Genomic DNA, 17224 nt, shown 5'->3' with positions numbered 1-17224 from the left:
TTGCACCTTAAAAATTGGCCGGAGAATAGTCACATTCTCTTTCCATTGCAAGTAATTCATTCTTTAGAGAATCTAATTTTTATTGAGAGATTTTTTTGCAAGTTCCACGGTAACGTTCATAACCAGTTTTGCATTCCCACGTTTTTCCATCTTCCAACAAAACTGAGTGCGGTGGAAGTTTAATCTTCTCACACTTAAAACGTTTTTGAACAAAACCATCTTTGCATTTCCAACCCGGATTTAGATCAGAAGGAATAGAATGCGCTGGCATTTTCACACACTTTCCTTCGAAGAGATGAGACTTAGGCCCGCATTTCTTTACTGCGACTGAAGAAATTAAATTTGGATAATCCGTGATGATCCCATCCACGTTCATCGCAATGAGCTTCTCCATTTCAGGAACAGTGTTCACGGTCCATGGAATGACCTTGATGTTTAATGTATGAAAAGCGGCAACGTGTTCTTTCTTAAGAAGAGTAAAGTCTGGAGAAAAAACCTGTGGATGAAATCCAAGGTTTTTTAAATTTTCTTGAGGGTTCACTTCAGTTTCAATCAAGGCTGAAAGCTGAATCTGTGGATATTTCTCATGGAGGTAGCGCAGCACTCTCCAATCAAAACTCTGAATGAAGAACTTTTCATTCTTAAGTTGGGACTGAATGGTCTTCACCACAAGATCCGTAAAGGTTTTATAGTCTGGTTGAAAACCATCCTTCTCATCCTCTATCGTGGATTTAATTTCGATGTTGTATTGGACCTTTTCGCGATTCAATTTTTTTAACATTTGTTCAGACTCAGTTAAGAGCCTCTCGAGCAGGGGCTTCCCCTCTCTTACTTTCTTCTGTTGCGGGAAACGCGGATGCGGGATACTGCCACAATCAAAGCGCTGGATCTCTTCATAGCTAAGCTTGTAAAGATTGTATTCGCGTCCCTTAACTCTTTTCCCTTCCGGGTTCTGACAGAACTCCTCGCTCATCCATGGTTCATGACTCACAACGACTTTCATGTCTTTAGAAACCACGACATCGAGCTCCAAGGTCGTCACCGGATACTTCAAGGCCTCTTCCATAGCACCAATGGTGTTCTCAGGGTAAAGACCTCTTGCCCCTCGGTGTCCTTGCCAATCAAAGGCAAAAACTGAGGAAAGGGTAAGAATAAAAACCAATGAGAACTTAATCACAGACATACAACCGCCATAAGTGCTGCTAATGCAGGGAAAGCTTGAATGTAGAGGATTTTTTTATTGGCCGTGAAAGCGCCAACGATGCCGGCGACAATCACACAGGCGAGAAAAAAGACTTTTACATCATGGAGGTGGGAAATGACTCCCCAGATAAGTCCTGCGGCCAGAAAACCGTTATAGATCCCCTGGTTTTGGGCCATGACCTTGGTTGCTTCCGCAGACTCCTTGGTCAAACCAAATGCCTTGCGTCCTAGTGGTCTTGTCCAAAAATACATTTCAAGTATCATGAACCAAACGTGAAGTAGGGCCACCAGAAGAACAAGAGCATTTGAAATTATCATTCTAATCCTAGGAAATGGTCGTATGTACACTCCTCATCCCTGACCCCTTTGCCCTCAATCGAAATCACTCGGTTAGCAATGGTTTGGATGAATTCGTGGTCATGAGAAGTAAACAACAGAGTTCCCTTAAAATCAATGAGCCCTTCGTTAACCGCCGTAATGGTCTCTAGGTCAAGGTGGTTGGTTGGGTTGTCCATTACCAATACGTTTGAACCTGAAAGCATCATCTTTGAAAGCATACAGCGGACCTTCTCGCCCCCGGAAAGCACGTTACATTTCTTAAGTGCTTCTTCTCCAGAGAAAAGCATACGCCCTAAGAAGCCACGTAGGAAGGTCTCGGTCTGATCTTTTGAATACTGACGAAGCCAGTTAATAAGGTCTAAAGAGGCGTCCTTAAAGAACATTGAGTTATCGTTGGGAAGATAAGCACGAGTGGTTGTTACACCCCACTCAATTTTTCCCGCCTCCGGCGTAAGCTCACCCATCAGAACTTTAAAGAGAGCGGTTGTAATCACTTCAGATTTAGCAAGGAAGACGACCTTCTGGCCTTTCTTAATAGTGAAAGAGATGTTGTTGATGATCTTCTCGCCTTCAAGACTTACCGTCAGTCCATCTACTCTTAAGAGATTATCACCGGCCTCACGATCGGCCTTAAAGCCCACGTAAGGATATTTACGAGAAGAAGGTTGGATATCTTCAAGGGTCAGTTTATCGAGCATTTTCTTACGAGAAGTCGCCTGACTAGATTTAGAAGCGTTGGCAGAGAAGCGCTGAATGAACTCTTTAAGTTCTTTCATTTTCTCTTCAACTTTTTTGTTCTGGTCACTCATCATACGCTGAGCAAGTTGAGAAGACTTGTACCAGAAGTCGTAGTTACCCACATAAAGTTTGATTTTCGAGAAATCAATATCACAAATGTGAGTACACACTTTATTCAAGAAGTGACGGTCATGGGAAACGACCAGAACTGTCGTGTCTTGTTGGTCCATGATGAAGTTCTCAAGCCACTGGATCGCTTTTAGATCAAGATCGTTGGTCGGCTCATCCAGAAGAAGAATTTCCGGTTTACCAAACAGGGCCTGGGCAAGAAGGACCTTTACTTTCTCGCCACCGGTGAGTTCTTTCATTTTCTTGGCGTGAAGATCTTCTTTAATGCCAAGACCGGCCAGAAGTGAGGCCGCATTTGCTTCGGCCTCCCAGCCATTCATTTCGGCGAAGAGACCTTCTAGTTCAGCAGTTCTCTCACCGTCAGCATCAGTGAAGTCTTCTTTGGCGTAAAGAGCATCTTTCTCTTTCATGATCTCAACCAGCTTCGAGTGCCCGAGGATCACTGTACGAAGAACCTCTTCTTCCTCATAAGCAAAGTGGTTCTGCTTTAGAACCGCCAAACGCTCACCCGGAGTGATTTCAATACTTCCATTGGTGGGAGAAATTTCACCACTTAGAATTTTTAAGAAAGTTGATTTACCGGCACCATTGGCACCAATAATGCCGTAGCAGTTTCCCGGAGTGAATTTAAGGTTAACGTCATCAAATAAAGTTCTTCCACCAAACTGGAGGCGGACATTGTGGGCGGCCAACATAAGCTAAGGTCCTTAAGATTGAAAATGAAAGGCCAAAAGTACCATATTTTAGGGTCTATTTCACTCTCAATTTGATGCTTAGGACCGACTTTGACGCTCCCCTAAAGAATCTGGATTCGCATAAATGACCGTTTTAAGTTTCCTCCTAAGGCACGACGGCCATGGAGGAAGGTAAAATTATCGCAAATCAGAAGATCTCCTTTCTGCCAGGAATGCTCATACATAAATTCTGGGTCATAAAGTTTCTTTCGAAGTTCCTGATAAAAGATATCGGCGTTCGGGATTCCACTGATCTCCAAGGACACGGGGTTGAGGTGTGTTTCGACTTCTTCCGCCAGACGAAGAATAGTCGCACCATTTGATGGGTGTTTTTGGACCAAGGGAACTTTGATCTCACCACCGTAATGGGCCTTTTTCTCCGTTCGGTAAGTAAGAGTCACCTTGGTGCAGTCCTCTTTTTCTTTATCGGCCAAAGAGTTCCACAAGAGCTCCGTATTCACGAATAATGTTTCACCGCCATTTCCTTCACTCTCCTGGCAGAAAAAAAGAAGTTTCCTTGGTTCTCGGTAAAAGGCCCCGTCCCAATGAAAAGGCACCACTTCATCTGAGAACAAATAGTTTTGGGCCAATTGATCGAACTTCATTTCCATCACGGGCCCAAATTCCCAATGAAGAAGTTTGTCTTGGATCTCACCAGGCCTATCACTGAGATTCTCGGCAAAAGTCAGAAGTTCTTCTTTGGAGAAATGTTGATTCTTAAGAATCGCGATTCCATTAAGCTTCGAAGAAAACATACTTACCTCCGAACATTCTTTTTTCTGCTCCCATTCTTTCGGCCTCTACTAAATGCATAAGCTCAAATTTATCATTCATTTTTACTGTCACGTTATGCCAGGGAGTGGCCCACTTACTAGAAGACGAAACCAATTTCACGCCAAACTTTTCATGGGTATGGGGATAAGGATGAATCGAAAGTCTCAAAGCGCCCTTAAAGTAATGATTCAAAAGAGCGGACCAAGCATCTGAGCGCCTCATGAGTTCATAGGTCGCCACTTTTGTTTCTTTATGAAGTTGATTCTTGCTCTTCTCAGTCGGAATTCCCATCCGATCCTCCATCATGAACTTATGCATTCCATTGAAAAGCCCCTGGTAGTTCTGGTCAATAATCACTTGGTGGCGGACCTCATCCACCGACTTGGCAAATTGCCATAGGAGACGATCTCTTAACTCTGGTCCCGGAAGATTTGGGTATAAGTCTTCAAGAGAGAAAGTTGAAAGATGATTCAGATTAAATTCCCTAATAATGCTTTGAATACCTTCAGAGTAGGCATCAATTGTTTCATCAGAAACATTCACCACATCACTGAACACACGGCCATCAGAGCAAATCACCACCTGGGCACCAGGTTCGTAGACAGCAGAGATTTTCTGGCACATTTCATTCAGAGCTTTAAGGGCAATCACTTCACCGAAATCAGGAAGGGCCCCGGAAGTCTTCACTGGGCTTGGACTTTTTGCCGGGAAGGCCGGGAGAAGAAATTTTAAGGACCTCCCTTCCATCATAAGTGTCGCCATTTGCTTCATCAGGGGAACTTCCAGAAACTGATCAAAAGTGAGTTCATTACAGGATAGTTTTGAAACCGCTTCCAGGGCCTGTACCATTGATTGAGCAACCATAATTTCCTCCGTTCTTTTTCTTTAGACTTGATATCCGGAAGGAATAGATTTAAAAATTAAATGATATAAATATTCACCATAGGTAATCATCTATATGAGCTTGACCTTTAAAGACCTGGAAAACTTCATTACTGTCGCTAAATCCCGCACTTTATCTGAGGCATCAGAGAAGCTGGACATGGCCCAGCCCTCCCTTTCATTGGGAATAAAAAAAATGGAGAAGGAACTGGGACTACCGCTCTTTACCAGAGGTCGCGCTGGCATCAAGCTCACGCCACAGGGAAAGATGATTCTCCCTAAAGCTGAAGATGCTCTGAGGCTCATGTTCCAAATCAAAGGAGCACCAACAAATCTTTCATTTAAGATTGGTTGTCATCCTTCTGTTGGGATGTTTGTTCTGGGTGAATTCCTGCGATCCATGCACAGAACCGCACCTAAGCTTAACTTAGAAATCGTTAATGGTTCTTCTCATGACATCAATAAAAAGGTCGCTCAAGGTGAGGTGGATTTTGGTCTGGTCATGAATCCTCTTCCGATTCCGGGTCTTGTGACAAGATTCATTGGCGAAGATGAAGTACGTGTGTGGGAGTCAAAAGATCGTTACCAAGACAGTCTTATTCTTAATCCCGATATGATTCAGGCCAATAGTATTCTTTCTCGCTGGAAGGACGCTCCTGGTACTCGTGTAGAAGTTCCGAATTTGGAACTTATCGCAAGCCTGGTTGATTCAGGGGCGGGTTTTGGAATTCTTCCCTCTCAAGTCGTGAAGGCCCAAAGATTTAATCTTAAAAAAGTTCCTAACACTCCCACCTATAAAGACCGCCTGGCGGTTGTGTGTTATCCGGAGATCATCAAGTCAACGGAAGGAAAACTCATTTTTGAGGAACTAAAAAAGTCATTTAAAGCTTAACCGCCCGCTTATTTACAGACTCATGCAGGAGCGCTTTCATAGGCCTATGAAGTGGCAAGATCTCCATCGCTTCTGGTTTGGAGACATTAGTCTTACTCCAGAATATTTTGAGCGTCAGATAGGCCGTTGGTTTGAAAGAACATATCCTAAGTTTGATTGGGTCTGCGAACATGAATTTGCACCTTGGTTGTACGAATTAAAGGCCCTGCCGGAGAACCTATCTCCCCGCGATCATCTTGCCCTCATTCTGTTACTTGATCAAATTCCCCGTAATACCTTTCGAAACGATAAGCGTGCGGTGAGGTTTGATCATCTGGCGCAGAAACAGACATTAAAGGCCCTGGGAACTGATCTTGAATCCGCTCTAACATTGCCTGAAAAGTTATTTCTCTATCTCCCGCTAGAGCATTCGGAGAACCTAAAACTTCAGGAATTAAGTGTGGAGAAATTTTTTGAACTTCACAAAGAAGCGCCCAGAGAGATTCAGAGTTGGACCTGGGATTGTCTTGATTATGCTCTTGAACATCAAAAGATAATTAAAAAATTTGGTCGATTCCCTTATCGGGATTACTGGACAGATTCTTCTTCGACAACCGGAGAGCTATTTTCCATATAAGCATCGTACTGCTCTCTCACCGCCTCATAATGGGCACCGAAAATCTCTTTGATCTTCTCTTCATGTTTCTGTTCCATGCCAGAAATCATTTGCTCGATTTCCTGAATAGCATCTGGAGAGGTCTTCTGTTGCTTTTCATTGAGAAGATTTTCAATTTCAGAGAGGAAGGTCTCTCTTTCACTGATATAGGCCTTGTGCATATTTTCGCTTTCTTGAGGCTCTAAGCGATAAAGGATTTCTTTCAGTTCATTGTTCCAAACCGCCTCAGTTTCACTCCAGGCCACTTCTTCCACCTGCTCTAAAGCATCTTCTTCAGCAAGACTTACATCCAGGGCGGGAGAACGTTCTGTTTCTACGATAGCTTGCGTTTCGGCCGGGGCCACAGGCTCGGCCACTAATTGTTTTTTAGGTTCTGCCGTCAAAACTCTCTTGGCGGTACCACTCATGATCACATCAATCGAATCAACTTTTGTCAGACGAGGTTTAAATACTGTCTTTTCCTTCGGCCAGAAGTAGTAGAAAGAAGAGAAGAATAGAACTGCTAGAATTAGAATTCTCATAACTAAAAGTATAAACACTCTTAGTTTTGAAACAATGGCAGGCCATTTCCTGCCGGTTGTGCTCCAGTGGAGCAAACCGGTCAGAAAAGGTAAATATGCTAAATCCGGGAATTATCTTCTACGGTCCCCGCTCATTCTGAGAATGAAGAGGAAGAGGTTGATGAAATCGAGATACAACTTGAGAGCGCCAAGGACAGCACCCTTCTGAAATTGTTCAGAATCTCTCGCAGATGGGGCCATGTTCTTAATTGCTTGAGTATCATAGGCCGTTAGGCCAGCAAAAACGATGATCCCTACTAGACCATAAATCTTGCTTGCCGTTGTCCCCATCAAAGACGGAAAGAAAATGCTTAAGAGACCAAACCCAACAAGACCAAAAAGACCCATGGTGCAGAATGAACCAACAGGACCCAAATCACGTTTAGTCACAAAACCAAAAGCACTTAAACCCGCAAAGGCCACAGTGGTGGTGAAAAAAGCACTTTGAATACTCTCACTCGTATAGACCAAGGAGAAGATCGAAAGGGTGGCACCATTAATGGCAGCATATAAAAGAAACATGGCGGTAGCAGTAAGAGAATTCATCTTATTGATACCGGCCGATAAAAAGATCACGAGAGCAAATTCAGCAATGATCAGACCCCAGAAAAGAATCTTATTGGTCAGAATCATCGAAAGAATCTCTTCACTAGTACTCACACCGTAGGCCACAAAGCCCGTAAGTAAGATTCCCATCGTCATCCATAAGTAGACCTTAGACATATACTGACTAACGGCCAGCTGACGGGTTGGGCTTGAATAAACATCACGACTGAATGTTGGTTCCATTTGAGACCTCGCTTTTCCTAAATTTTAATGAAGGAAAAGTACTTAAGCACGAAAAAAAGGCAGAGGAACCCCCTCGTCCCTCTGCCAATGAGTTTAATGGAAACGCTTTCCAAACTTTTCCATCAACTCCACAGCTTCTTTCTTTTGTTCAGGCCTAAGTGACGCGTGGAAAACCTGAAGCTTTTCGAAAACCGGATCAAACCCCTCTCTCATCGCCGCTTGGCGATTCTCCATAAGTTTTCGGGCCGCTTCCTTATCAAGCTTCTCCGACAAGATCATGGCCTTAAGCTCATCATGCTGAGACTTACTTTGATCGAGATGTGCTTTACGTTGCTCTTGAACTGTTTTCACAAGATCGCGAAGTTTATTTTCCTGGTCCTTATCCAGATCCAATTTGTCCGTGACCTTCTCTGTGATCCAATTCAATCTTCCTTCAGGACCTTTTCCACCTGACTTACAACCAGTGGCCACACCCATGACCAATAGAGTTCCGGTAATAAGTGAAAATATTTGGTACTTCTTCATGTTGATACCCTCCGTGTCTAAGAGCTTAAGGGAAGGCCCAATTCAAATCTTTTCATAGAGGTATAAAATTGTAACAATTTGTAACACCCTCCCGAAGCCGGTGAAATCCTTGATATAATGACCCAGCATGAGAGCACTCTTAATTGATGATGATCAAAAACTTTCGGAACTTCTAAAACAATACTTCCATCAGTATGGGATTGATGTTGTGGCGGCCTTTCATCCTAAGAAAGGAATGGAACTTATGCGTTCGGAAAATCCAGACATCATTATTCTGGATGTGATGTTGCCAGATATGGATGGCTTCTCGGTGTGCAAAGAAATTAGAAAAGAAAGTGATATCCCCATTATTATGCTCACGGCCCGAGGAGACACTACAGATAAAATCGTAGGTCTTGAAATCGGAGCTGACGACTATTTAGCAAAACCATTTGAACCTAGAGAGCTGGTGGCTAGAATTCAGACCATCGTTCGTCGAAGTCAGACTCGAACTCCTAAGAAGTCCTTACTGATTGGAGAGCTCGAGATTAAATTGAATGAAAGAGACGCGCTCTTAAATGGTGAGTCCCTGCAACTTACCTCAAATGAATTTGAACTACTCTCTTACTTTGCCAGTCATCCTGGAAAGAAGATTGATAGAGATGAAATCATGAACCATCTTCGTGGTATTGATGCTAATTTTTATAGTCGCTCAGTTGATATTCTTGTGAGCCGACTCCGTCAAAAACTGGGAGACGATTCAAAGTCTCCCCGTTTTATTAAAACCATCTGGGGAGAAGGTTATGTCTTCCTGGGAGAGGCCCCATGAAGTTCGTTAAGAACTCTTTGTATCTAAAGCTCCTGGCGATTTACTCAGTGACCTTCCTTTTATTATTTGGACTGGTGTTGGTGGCGATTAAGTCTTCCCGCCTCATGAGTATCGAGAATTCGATTCGCTTTAATATCGAAAACTACGCTCAATATCTTGCTCACGATATTGGAGCTCCTCCTAATTTCGACCGAGCTCGAGAAATTCAAAATAAAACGAAACTTGATATCGTGATCCTGGGGAAAGACGTTGCATGGTCTAATAATGATAAGTTTCTAAAGTACTGCGAGAAGAGTAAAGAGAAGCGCCACTTCAGACGTCAGGTGCGGGTGGAGAATGGTGGCTACACTTATATCTTTGGTGGAAGAAATTTAAAGCAACCTGAGTTTGCCTGGGAAATTTTCCTTCCCTTCATTCTTATCTTTTCGTTAATTCTTTATGCTTCATATCGCTTAGTAAAACATGTGATGAAACCCATCATAGACATGAAGGCCACTGCCTCTGCTTTCGGTGAAGGTAAATGGGACGCGCGCGTGCCGCTTAAGTCGCAGGATGAGTTCGCAGATCTTGGAAACACCATGAACACCATGGCCGAGAAAATTGAGACCCATTTTAAAAACATGAAGGACCTGCTCCTGGCCATTAGTCATGAGCTTCGCTCGCCACTCACCAGAATGCGTGTGACCACCGAATTTATCCATGATGAGAACGTAAAGAAGTCTCTAAATGAAGAAATCAACCATCTGGATCGCATCACTGGAATGCTCCTTGAACGTGAACGTTTGAGTGCCAGACCTGAAATCTTAGAAAAGAAAATGGTGAGCGTTGGAGACATTATCCAAAACGTGGTAAAAAAATACCCTGAGACCACAGTGGCCATGCCAATTTATGAATCCATTCCGGTGGATCAAAATCGTTTCGAGTTGGCCCTAGGAACACTTCTGGATAATGCCTATAAGCACGGCAAACCGCCAGTTGAAATCTCACTGGGTGCTAATCATTCTCACATTTGGATTGAAGTGAAAGACCATGGAGATGGCCTTCCTGAAGAACATATTCAAAAGCTCGGAGAGCCGTTCTTTCCATCTTCTAAGAGTGCTGAAGGATTTGGTCTGGGCCTTAGTCTCGCCTATTCGATCTTTAAGGCCCACGGGTTTACGTTGAGTGCAAAGAAAAACAATGGGAGTGTTTTTAGAATTGAGATCCCTAGAGCTTAGCTTCTAGTTCTGCCCATTCATTAAAAAGCTCTTCCATCTTGGCCTCTGACTTAGCAAGCTGGGCCTGCATTTCATCGGCCTTCTTCTTATCAAACTTCGTGTAGTCAAAGTTTTCTAATTCAGATTTTTGAGTGCCAATCTTGGCCTCAAGCTTTTCAATTTCTTTCCCAAGCTGATCGTAACGGTTGCGCTCTTTATTGGTCATCTTAGATGCCGGGGCCTCTGCCTTAGGAGCGGCCTTTGTCTCGGCGGGGGCCTTTTTCTTTAACTCTTCTTCCAGGTGAATCGCTTCAAGGAAGAGTTCCGCTTGTGAGAAACCAGCTTCGAAGTTTTCAATCTTACCGTCATGAAGGACCCAACACTTATCAGTGGTATTATTAATGAATGAGCGATCGTGACCTACGATGATAAGGGCACCTTCATAGTTACGAAGCTCTTCTTCCAAAATCCCAATGGTCTCAAGATCGAGGTCGTTGGTCGGTTCATCGAAAATCCAGATATCGCGAGCATGCTTCATAAATTGAGCAAGCTGGAGACGGTTCTTCTCACCACCTGAGAACGTATGAATCGGACGTTTGATTTCATCCGAGCTGAATAAGAAGTTTTCAAGGTAACTTGCCACGTGGCGCTTCTCACCTGTGTTTGAGATCACGTAATCGATGCCTTCACCGATCATCTTCCATGGAGTCTCATCGTCTTTTAGGGCCTCACGTTTTTGCGAGAAGTAACCAACATCGAGACCAACCGCACGGTTCACCTTTCCAGACGTATGTTCTAACTCTCCTAGGAGAATTTTTAGAAGAGATGACTTACCCACACCATTACGTCCAAGAAGGGCAATCTTATCACCTTTAGCGATTGAGAAGTTCAACCCGCTAAAGAGTGTGCGTTCACCAAACTTCAATGTCAGGTCTTCGGCCGACATAAGAATCTTGGTTTTTCTACCAGACGACTGAAGGTTCAAGCTCACTGATTTGTGGGCCTGAGACTTAAGGTCTTGAATGGTTTTATTAAGAGTTCCGTAGTCCTCAATACGCTTCTTCGACTTCGTACGACGAGCTTGCACCCCTCGACGAATCCAAGCGGTTTCTCTTCTTTGAGCGTTGGTGAGTTTATCCAGCTCTTTTTCACGGCGCTTTTGATCTTCAACGAGGAATTGAAGGTAGGCTTCATAGGTTCCAGAGAAAGAACGAAGTTTCCCTTGTTGAATATGAATGATTCGGTCCACCACGTTGTTAAGTAGACTTCTATCGTGGGAGATGATCATGAAAGTTTTCTTGGAACCTTGAAGTTCGTCTTCAAAATCCTGAATGGTCTCAAGGTCCAAGTGGTTGGTTGGCTCATCCCAAAGGATCAGTTCTTGAGGAGCAGAAAGACCCAGAGAAAGAGCGACCTTTCTTTGCTCACCACCTGAAAGGGAGCTCATCATTCGGTCGATATTTTCCACACCGAAGAACTTTAAGTAACTCACGTACTGAGCATGAAGCTTGTCTTCGCCGAGTTTTGTGAGTTCTTCATAGATATGTGACTGCTCGTTAATGAGCTTATCGAAGTTCCCTTCACCCATTCCCAGTTGATCATTAATTTTATCCAGACGTTTCTTTAGCTTCCCCATCTCCGGATGAAACTCAAAGAAGTAGTTTTCAATGTTCCATTCAGAAAGATTGGGAAGTTCCTGAGGAACATAGAAGAACGTGAAGTCTTTGCTTTTATCGTAAATGAACGGCGGAGTCGTTGTATCTGGAGTCACGAGACCCGCGATCACTTTAAACAGTGATGACTTTCCGTGACCATTAAGTCCCAACACCCCAATTTTATCACCCTGATTGAGGGTAAAGGTCACATCTTTGAAGATGACTTTATGGGGATAGTGAAGACTAAGATTTTGCAGAGTGAGTAGTGTTGACATAGTGGGATAAGTTTACACCGAGAATCTTCATTTTCATAAGATTTACTGAGGAAATTTTTCATTCTAATATGCCCAGATGATAAGATGCATCTGGCCACTCTTATTCATGTTCACATTTCCCATCTGGGCGCAAACCAAGTTTCAACTTGAAAGACTAAACTTTTTCCCCACATCTAAGGCCTACGCTATTGTCAGTTACCAATATGAACTCACCGATGTAGACACTCCCAAGCAGACAACCCAGACAAATGAAATAAAAAATTATAGTAATTCGGGGCGCCTGGACTACGGTCATAAGCTTGCACGTGATAAAATTCTTGGCATCAGAGCGACCTATACTCAGACATCGGAAAATGCCTTGAGATATGGAATTCCCCTCCGGAGCAGATTCAACAGCCGAGGCATGAGCGAACCAGAATACTACTTCATATATCGTATGCGCAATCAGACGGAGAAAAATGGCAACATTGATCTCGTAGTTACATATTTAGACAACTGGGGATCTCGTGAAGTGGGAAACAATCAGGCCTATCAGGAATACCATGGAAGGAACATCATCAGTCTGGGGTTAAAGCACGGAAAAAAAGAAGAAGAATGGGAGTTTCAAACCAGTCTTGATTTTACATATTATGATGAAGGTGAAGAAGAAAACGCCTATACTGACAAAAGTTACCAACTTCAATCTCTACGAACCTATGGTCTTACCTTCGGGTCCCAGTATCAGGCGAGTGAATGGCTATACTTCCATGGCTCAATCGGGGTCATTTATCGGGAAACAGAAACCATTTCGGACAACGAAGGGGACGTAAGAGAAATTCAGGCAGGGTCCGGTAGTGTATTTTCATTAGGAATAAAGGTCCCTTTGAGTGACTGGAATCTTTTACATCTTCATGGGAATTATTCCCGAAACGAATATTTCGTGAAAGGGACCGGCTTTAATCTGGATGGGAGGATGCAGACAACACTGATTAATTTAAGTTTCATTCAGGCCTTTTAGAATCGACGCTTATACCCTAGTGCCAAAGATACATGATCAATGCTGTTCACTGTCCTTTGATTGGATAACCAATTTTCGAGCCAAACATCGTTCATCCCACTCTCAAAGTAAAAATAGTTTTTCTCTTGCTTATCAAGTTTAAAGGACAATCCTAAATTCAACAACATCCGGACAGAGCCAAGTGGATAATAGCCTTTGGGTGGCCTCCCGTAATTTGAACTTTCATATCTCACCCCCAAAACATGATAGACGTTAAGCCCTACATGAAAGTCCAATCTCCGCCAGGAATAAAGACCGTAGGTCTGCCTCAAGGCGACAGTTTCAATGTCACGCCCTCCTGAAAACGAACTGGGTACAAATCCATACATACCGGAAATGGAATAACGGGAAAAATCCTTTCCCAATCCTAGAGATGTCAATCCTAACTCACCTGCATACTGAGATAAAAAATGATCCACGTAGGTAACTGACCCACATGAGATAGGAAACAAACAAATTACGCTAAAAACGAATTTTCTGATATGTCACACTCCCCGATTGAAACGTCATTTCTAGATATTCGCCCTTGGAGGGGGCACCTATCGTAATTTGAATGGCCGTGCCAAAAGTTCCCATGGAAGGATTGTGATTATGCCCATTGATAAAATAGCCTACATTGTTGTTACTAACGATTTCTGTTAGCCGAGAAATTTGCCCATCGGTGAATCTCTCAGTGTCGGCCGGGGCCACATGAGCAATAATCAATTTTGTGGCCGCAGTAGAATTAGAAAGGACACTCGTTAGCCAGGTAAAATCCGGGACTTCCCCTCCCGACTCCCAATTATTGTTGTTCATCAAAGTAAAAAGAACTCCCTGATGCTCAAAAGAAAAGTTCTCAGAACCGAACATCTTATGAAAGATCTTATCTCCATTGGAGATAAGATCGTGATTCCCAGGAGCGATCAGATAAGGAGCATTTAATTTATTAAACAGTTGCCTCGACTCATCATATTCTGCCAAAAGACCAAGATTGGTTATGTCACCGGCCACAATCACGAACCGATATCCTCCTCTTGCATTAATCGTGGAAATCAGCTTATCCAGTTCGTCATAGTAGTTGTGAGTATCAGCAATGAAGGCAACCGAAAAATCAGGTCCTTCATTTGCTCTGGCCTGGACCTGCTCCAGATTTACCTGATTGATTCTTAATGTGGGGGTTTCGGCCGAATAAGGTGAGAGGACATATTTACATCCTACAAAAGTGATAAAAAAAATATAGGCGCAAAACTTCCACCACATTCAACTCTTATACATCTTTAAAGCGCGAATTGACTGTGCCGGGGCGACATGAAAATGTTAAAGGATGAAGATCTTCTCATCGTTGATGCTCATTTTATTGGCATCTTGCACAGAAAATTACACTATCACCCAAACTAACGTTCCGAAGAAATTTAAACTATGTTTCATTGGCGACACTGGTACTGGAAACTTAATTCAACAAGCAGTCGCAAAGAGATTGAGTCAAGAGCAATGCAACAGCATCCATTTTTTAGGAGATCTCATCTATCCAGCAGGCATCAAGACCGACCATGATACTAAAATTGAGACAAAATTTTTAAGTTTTTATGCACCACTTGGCCAACGCCTCTATCTGACCATGGGGAATCATGATTACCGAGGTTCAATTGAGGCCTGGTTAAGTTTATCTCGTAAAAACCAGCAAGTGATCTACCCTCATCACTACTATCTATTAAAGATCAACGACATTTGTATGGTGCATTTTGATACAAACGTCATTCGAATTTTTGCTGAAGCGCCCACCGCTTTTAAGCAGACGTTGTGGTTAGAGGCAATTAAATTCGAGTTAAGAGATTGCCACAAGACCTTTGCTCTCACTCATTATCCATACAAGAGCCGAGGTAAACACCATGGCCCGGCGACTGGTTTTATGAAGCTCTATCTCTGGTCCATGATCTTAGGTTCATTTGATTACCTCATCTCAGGACATGAGCATATTTTATCTGACGAAGGCGTCGAAGACGGAACAAGACTACTCATATCAGGCGGTGGTGGAGATCCCGAGAAGGGTGAGTCTCCAGGTTTTTTGGTCTTTGAAATTGAGTTTGATCAGAAAAAAACAAAATCTATTTCTTATTTTTTTAGAACTGTCCACAATAACACAGGGAACTGACCCGTATTTATGCTTAACCGAACAGATCTTTCATCGTATCGAACATCTTCGCTTTCGAGAGATAGTTCTTAATGAAGTTCTTGTTCTCTGGCTTATACCAGAAGAAGAACGTGCGCTGCTTAGTCTTATCATCCAGACTAATGGCGGTCTTCACCGGCTTAAGCGTGTACGGATGATAGCCTGAGTAATAGATCTCAGTGGCGACCGTCATCGGAGTTGGTGTGAAGTCCTGCACCTGCTCAAGCTTATAGCCCAGGGCCTTGGTCTTAGCGGCAAGCTTCGCCATATCTTCCGGCGTACAACCTGGGTGAGATGAAATGAAGTAAGGAATAATTTCCTGCTTGATACCTTTCTTACGAGACACCTCTTCAAAGCGCTGCTTGAACTTATGGAAGAACTCAAAGCTTGGCTTACGCATAAGCTTCAAGACTTCATCCTCAGTGTGCTCAGGAGCGACCTTCAAACGACCAGATACATGGTGAGTAATGAGCTGCTCAACATATCTCTCATCTTCTTTCGGGTGAGTTGAACGAGGATCAAACATCAAATCATAACGAAGGCCAGAACTCACGAAGGCCTTCTTTACACTCTTGTGCGCCGAAATCTCTTTATAAAGTTCCGTCATCTTTTGCGGATTAGTGTCTAGGTTTTTACAGATCTGAGGGAAAATACAAGAAGGTGCCGCACACTTATCACAAGTGTCCTGATCAATTCCCTTCATGCCATACATATTGGCAGAAGGGCCACCGATATCAGAGATGTAGCCCTTGAAGTCAGGCATCTTCACCACATGATCAAGTTCCTTCATGATGGATTTCTTAGAACGGTTGGCAATCATCTTCCCTTGGTGAGCAGAGATCGTACAGAAGCTACAGCCACCGAAACAACCTCGGTGAGTGTTGATTGAGAACTTAATCATCTCAAACGCCGCGATTTGGCCCCGATCCTTATATTTTGGATGCGGCAGACGCGTATAAGGAAGATCGAATGAAGCATCGATCTCTTTCTCTGTCATGGTCTGATAAGGAGGATTGATCACAAGAATCTTATCATCCACTCTTTGAATCAGGCGTTTTGCAAACTGCTTGTTACTCTCCACCTCAACATGCATGAAGTTTTTTGAGTAGGCCTTTTTATCTGCCAGACACTCTTCATGAGACGTTAACTCAAAAGTGTCCCACTGCTTGTTCTTAGGAAGTTCGGCCGAGGCCGGTTGTAAGAACGCAGTCTGAGGAATGGTTGTCAGTGAAGAGAACGGAGTTCCACGTGTGAGGTATTTCACCACATCGCGAATCGGCTGCTCACCCATTCCGTAAATCAGAAGATCTGCTCCTGAAGTCGAAAGAATGTTTGGCATCAAACGGTCTTCCCAAAAATCATAATGGGTCACGCGTCTGAGAGAGGCCTCGATACCACCGATGATGACCGGTGTATCTGGATAAAGCTGCTTTAGGATCTGAGTATAAACGGTGGTCGCATAATCCGGACGGAAATCCGGTGAACCACCTGGAGTATAAGCATCGTTTGAACGAAGACGTTTTCCCGCGGTGTATTTATTCACCATGGAGTCCATATTTCCAGAAGTCACACCGAAGAAATATTTCGGTTTGCCAAATTTTTTGAAGTCACGAAGATCATCACGCCAGTTTGGCTGAGCAATGATCGCCACTTTAAGCCCAAGTGATTCGAAGATACGTCCCATCACCGCCGCACCAAAGGCGGGGTGGTCCACATAAGCGTCACCAGTGATAAGCACTACATCGAGCTCATCCCAGCCACGTTTCTTGGCCTCTTTAGCGGTCGTAGGTAACCAGGCCGTAATCGGCAGTTCATTCGGATCAATTTTTTCCATGGGAGGGAATCTACAGGAGGGACCCCATGATGACAAACAACTTGAAGAGTT

At 43.5% G+C, this 17224-nt stretch carries 17 protein-coding genes; 6 read left to right on the top strand and 11 right to left on the bottom strand.

The window, feature by feature from the left end; translation table 11 throughout:
- Positions 1 to 79: 79 nt before the first annotated feature.
- From ACJVC5_RS13280 to ACJVC5_RS13260, 5 genes are all read right to left on the bottom strand, one after another.
- Positions 80 to 1183: a glycerophosphodiester phosphodiesterase family protein gene (locus ACJVC5_RS13280; protein ID WP_408096009.1), complete on the bottom strand. Its 1104-nt coding sequence runs from the start codon at positions 1181 to 1183 to the stop codon at positions 80 to 82.
- Positions 1174 to 1521 carry a DUF1304 domain-containing protein gene (locus ACJVC5_RS13275; protein WP_408096008.1) on the bottom strand — a complete coding sequence of 116 codons (348 nt, stop codon included), beginning with the start codon at positions 1519 to 1521 and terminating at the stop codon, positions 1174 to 1176. Before ACJVC5_RS13275 ends, ACJVC5_RS13280 begins: the two co-directional genes overlap by 10 nt.
- Positions 1518 to 3104 carry an ABC-F family ATP-binding cassette domain-containing protein gene (locus ACJVC5_RS13270; RefSeq protein ID WP_408096007.1) on the bottom strand — a complete coding sequence of 529 codons (1587 nt, stop codon included), beginning with the start codon at positions 3102 to 3104 and terminating at the stop codon, positions 1518 to 1520. The genes ACJVC5_RS13275 and ACJVC5_RS13270 overlap by 4 nt, the downstream gene beginning before the upstream one ends.
- Positions 3105 to 3205: 101 nt before the next feature.
- Complete coding sequence (locus ACJVC5_RS13265; protein WP_408096006.1) at positions 3206 to 3898, bottom strand: TauD/TfdA dioxygenase family protein; 693 nt, start codon at positions 3896 to 3898, stop codon at positions 3206 to 3208.
- Entirely contained in the window at positions 3879 to 4781 is a 903-nt protein-coding gene (locus ACJVC5_RS13260) for an L-tyrosine/L-tryptophan isonitrile synthase family protein (protein WP_408096005.1), read from the bottom strand. The genes ACJVC5_RS13265 and ACJVC5_RS13260 overlap by 20 nt, the downstream gene beginning before the upstream one ends.
- A gap of 94 nt (positions 4782 to 4875) precedes the next feature.
- Between ACJVC5_RS13260 and ACJVC5_RS13255 the strand changes: the two genes are divergently transcribed.
- Both ACJVC5_RS13255 and ACJVC5_RS13250 read left to right on the top strand, forming a co-directional pair.
- On the top strand, positions 4876 to 5691 hold the full coding sequence (locus ACJVC5_RS13255; protein ID WP_408096004.1) for a LysR family transcriptional regulator: 816 nt from the start codon (positions 4876 to 4878) through the stop codon (positions 5689 to 5691).
- 46 nt (positions 5692 to 5737) lie between these two features.
- Entirely contained in the window at positions 5738 to 6307 is a 570-nt protein-coding gene (locus tag ACJVC5_RS13250; protein ID WP_408096003.1) for a DUF924 family protein, read from the top strand.
- On the opposite strand, the gene ACJVC5_RS13245 is transcribed toward ACJVC5_RS13250, so the two are convergent.
- From ACJVC5_RS13245 to ACJVC5_RS13235, 3 genes are all read right to left on the bottom strand, one after another.
- Entirely contained in the window at positions 6259 to 6867 is a 609-nt protein-coding gene (locus ACJVC5_RS13245; RefSeq protein WP_408096002.1) for a hypothetical protein, read from the bottom strand. The genes ACJVC5_RS13250 and ACJVC5_RS13245 overlap by 49 nt on opposite strands.
- Before the next feature lie 111 nt (positions 6868 to 6978).
- Positions 6979 to 7695: a Bax inhibitor-1/YccA family protein gene (locus ACJVC5_RS13240; RefSeq protein WP_408096001.1), complete on the bottom strand. Its 717-nt coding sequence runs from the start codon at positions 7693 to 7695 to the stop codon at positions 6979 to 6981.
- Positions 7696 to 7788: 93 nt separating this feature from the next.
- On the bottom strand, positions 7789 to 8220 hold the full coding sequence (locus ACJVC5_RS13235) for a Spy/CpxP family protein refolding chaperone (protein ID WP_408096000.1): 432 nt from the start codon (positions 8218 to 8220) through the stop codon (positions 7789 to 7791).
- A gap of 127 nt (positions 8221 to 8347) precedes the next feature.
- Between ACJVC5_RS13235 and ACJVC5_RS13230 the strand changes: the two genes are divergently transcribed.
- Positions 8348 to 9028 carry a response regulator transcription factor gene (locus tag ACJVC5_RS13230; protein ID WP_408095999.1) on the top strand — a complete coding sequence of 227 codons (681 nt, stop codon included), beginning with the start codon at positions 8348 to 8350 and terminating at the stop codon, positions 9026 to 9028.
- Entirely contained in the window at positions 9025 to 10245 is a 1221-nt protein-coding gene (locus ACJVC5_RS13225) for a sensor histidine kinase (RefSeq protein ID WP_408095998.1), read from the top strand. Before ACJVC5_RS13230 ends, ACJVC5_RS13225 begins: the two co-directional genes overlap by 4 nt.
- On the opposite strand, the gene ACJVC5_RS13220 is transcribed toward ACJVC5_RS13225, so the two are convergent.
- Positions 10235 to 12154 (bottom strand): ABC-F family ATP-binding cassette domain-containing protein, encoded by a 1920-nt coding sequence (locus ACJVC5_RS13220; protein WP_408095997.1) that lies wholly within the window; start codon positions 12152 to 12154, stop codon positions 10235 to 10237. The two genes, ACJVC5_RS13225 and ACJVC5_RS13220, sit on opposite strands and share 11 nt — an antisense overlap.
- A gap of 106 nt (positions 12155 to 12260) precedes the next feature.
- On the opposite strand from ACJVC5_RS13220, the gene ACJVC5_RS13215 reads away from it, so the two are divergent.
- Complete coding sequence (locus tag ACJVC5_RS13215) at positions 12261 to 13151, top strand: hypothetical protein (RefSeq protein WP_408095996.1); 891 nt, start codon at positions 12261 to 12263, stop codon at positions 13149 to 13151.
- A gap of 501 nt (positions 13152 to 13652) precedes the next feature.
- Here ACJVC5_RS13215 and ACJVC5_RS13210 read toward each other — a convergent pair.
- The gene (locus ACJVC5_RS13210; protein ID WP_408095995.1) at positions 13653 to 14429 is read right to left on the bottom strand and encodes a metallophosphoesterase family protein; all 777 of its coding nucleotides are present in this window, start codon (positions 14427 to 14429) and stop codon (positions 13653 to 13655) included.
- Between the two features lie 64 nt (positions 14430 to 14493).
- On the opposite strand from ACJVC5_RS13210, the gene ACJVC5_RS13205 reads away from it, so the two are divergent.
- Positions 14494 to 15321, top strand: coding sequence for a metallophosphoesterase (locus tag ACJVC5_RS13205; protein WP_408095994.1), 828 nt, complete (start codon positions 14494 to 14496; stop codon positions 15319 to 15321).
- A gap of 13 nt (positions 15322 to 15334) precedes the next feature.
- On the opposite strand, the gene ACJVC5_RS13200 is transcribed toward ACJVC5_RS13205, so the two are convergent.
- Positions 15335 to 17173 (bottom strand): YgiQ family radical SAM protein, encoded by a 1839-nt coding sequence (locus ACJVC5_RS13200; RefSeq protein ID WP_408095993.1) that lies wholly within the window; start codon positions 17171 to 17173, stop codon positions 15335 to 15337.
- Positions 17174 to 17224: the final 51 nt, after the last annotated feature.

The sequence above is a fragment of the Peredibacter sp. HCB2-198 genome, assembly GCF_045999315.1.
Taxonomy (GTDB): domain Bacteria; phylum Bdellovibrionota; class Bacteriovoracia; order Bacteriovoracales; family Bacteriovoracaceae; genus Peredibacter.
This window is presented reverse-complemented; position numbering and strand designations above follow the sequence as displayed.

Bases quoted from the DNA above. Each gene is read 5' to 3' on its own strand.
- ACJVC5_RS13235 (WP_408096000.1), bottom strand. From the start codon at position 8,220: ATGAAGAAGTACCAAATATTTTCACTTATTACCGGAACTCTATTGGTC.
- ACJVC5_RS13260 (WP_408096005.1), bottom strand. From the start codon at position 4,781: ATGGTTGCTCAATCAATGGTACAGGCCCTGGAAGCGGTTTCAAAACTA.
- ACJVC5_RS13255 (WP_408096004.1), top strand. From the start codon at position 4,876: ATGAGCTTGACCTTTAAAGACCTGGAAAACTTCATTACTGTCGCTAAA.
- ACJVC5_RS13220 (WP_408095997.1), bottom strand. From the start codon at position 12,154: ATGTCAACACTACTCACTCTGCAAAATCTTAGTCTTCACTATCCCCAT.
- ACJVC5_RS13230 (WP_408095999.1), top strand. From the start codon at position 8,348: ATGAGAGCACTCTTAATTGATGATGATCAAAAACTTTCGGAACTTCTA.
- ACJVC5_RS13250 (WP_408096003.1), top strand. From the start codon at position 5,738: ATGAAGTGGCAAGATCTCCATCGCTTCTGGTTTGGAGACATTAGTCTT.
- ACJVC5_RS13245 (WP_408096002.1), bottom strand. From the start codon at position 6,867: ATGAGAATTCTAATTCTAGCAGTTCTATTCTTCTCTTCTTTCTACTAC.
- ACJVC5_RS13280 (WP_408096009.1), bottom strand. From the start codon at position 1,183: ATGTCTGTGATTAAGTTCTCATTGGTTTTTATTCTTACCCTTTCCTCA.
- ACJVC5_RS13200 (WP_408095993.1), bottom strand. From the start codon at position 17,173: ATGGAAAAAATTGATCCGAATGAACTGCCGATTACGGCCTGGTTACCT.
- ACJVC5_RS13275 (WP_408096008.1), bottom strand. From the start codon at position 1,521: ATGATAATTTCAAATGCTCTTGTTCTTCTGGTGGCCCTACTTCACGTT.
- ACJVC5_RS13240 (WP_408096001.1), bottom strand. From the start codon at position 7,695: ATGGAACCAACATTCAGTCGTGATGTTTATTCAAGCCCAACCCGTCAG.
- ACJVC5_RS13205 (WP_408095994.1), top strand. From the start codon at position 14,494: ATGAAGATCTTCTCATCGTTGATGCTCATTTTATTGGCATCTTGCACA.
- ACJVC5_RS13210 (WP_408095995.1), bottom strand. From the start codon at position 14,429: ATGTGGTGGAAGTTTTGCGCCTATATTTTTTTTATCACTTTTGTAGGA.
- ACJVC5_RS13225 (WP_408095998.1), top strand. From the start codon at position 9,025: ATGAAGTTCGTTAAGAACTCTTTGTATCTAAAGCTCCTGGCGATTTAC.
- ACJVC5_RS13270 (WP_408096007.1), bottom strand. From the start codon at position 3,104: ATGTTGGCCGCCCACAATGTCCGCCTCCAGTTTGGTGGAAGAACTTTA.
- ACJVC5_RS13265 (WP_408096006.1), bottom strand. From the start codon at position 3,898: ATGTTTTCTTCGAAGCTTAATGGAATCGCGATTCTTAAGAATCAACAT.
- ACJVC5_RS13215 (WP_408095996.1), top strand. From the start codon at position 12,261: ATGTTCACATTTCCCATCTGGGCGCAAACCAAGTTTCAACTTGAAAGA.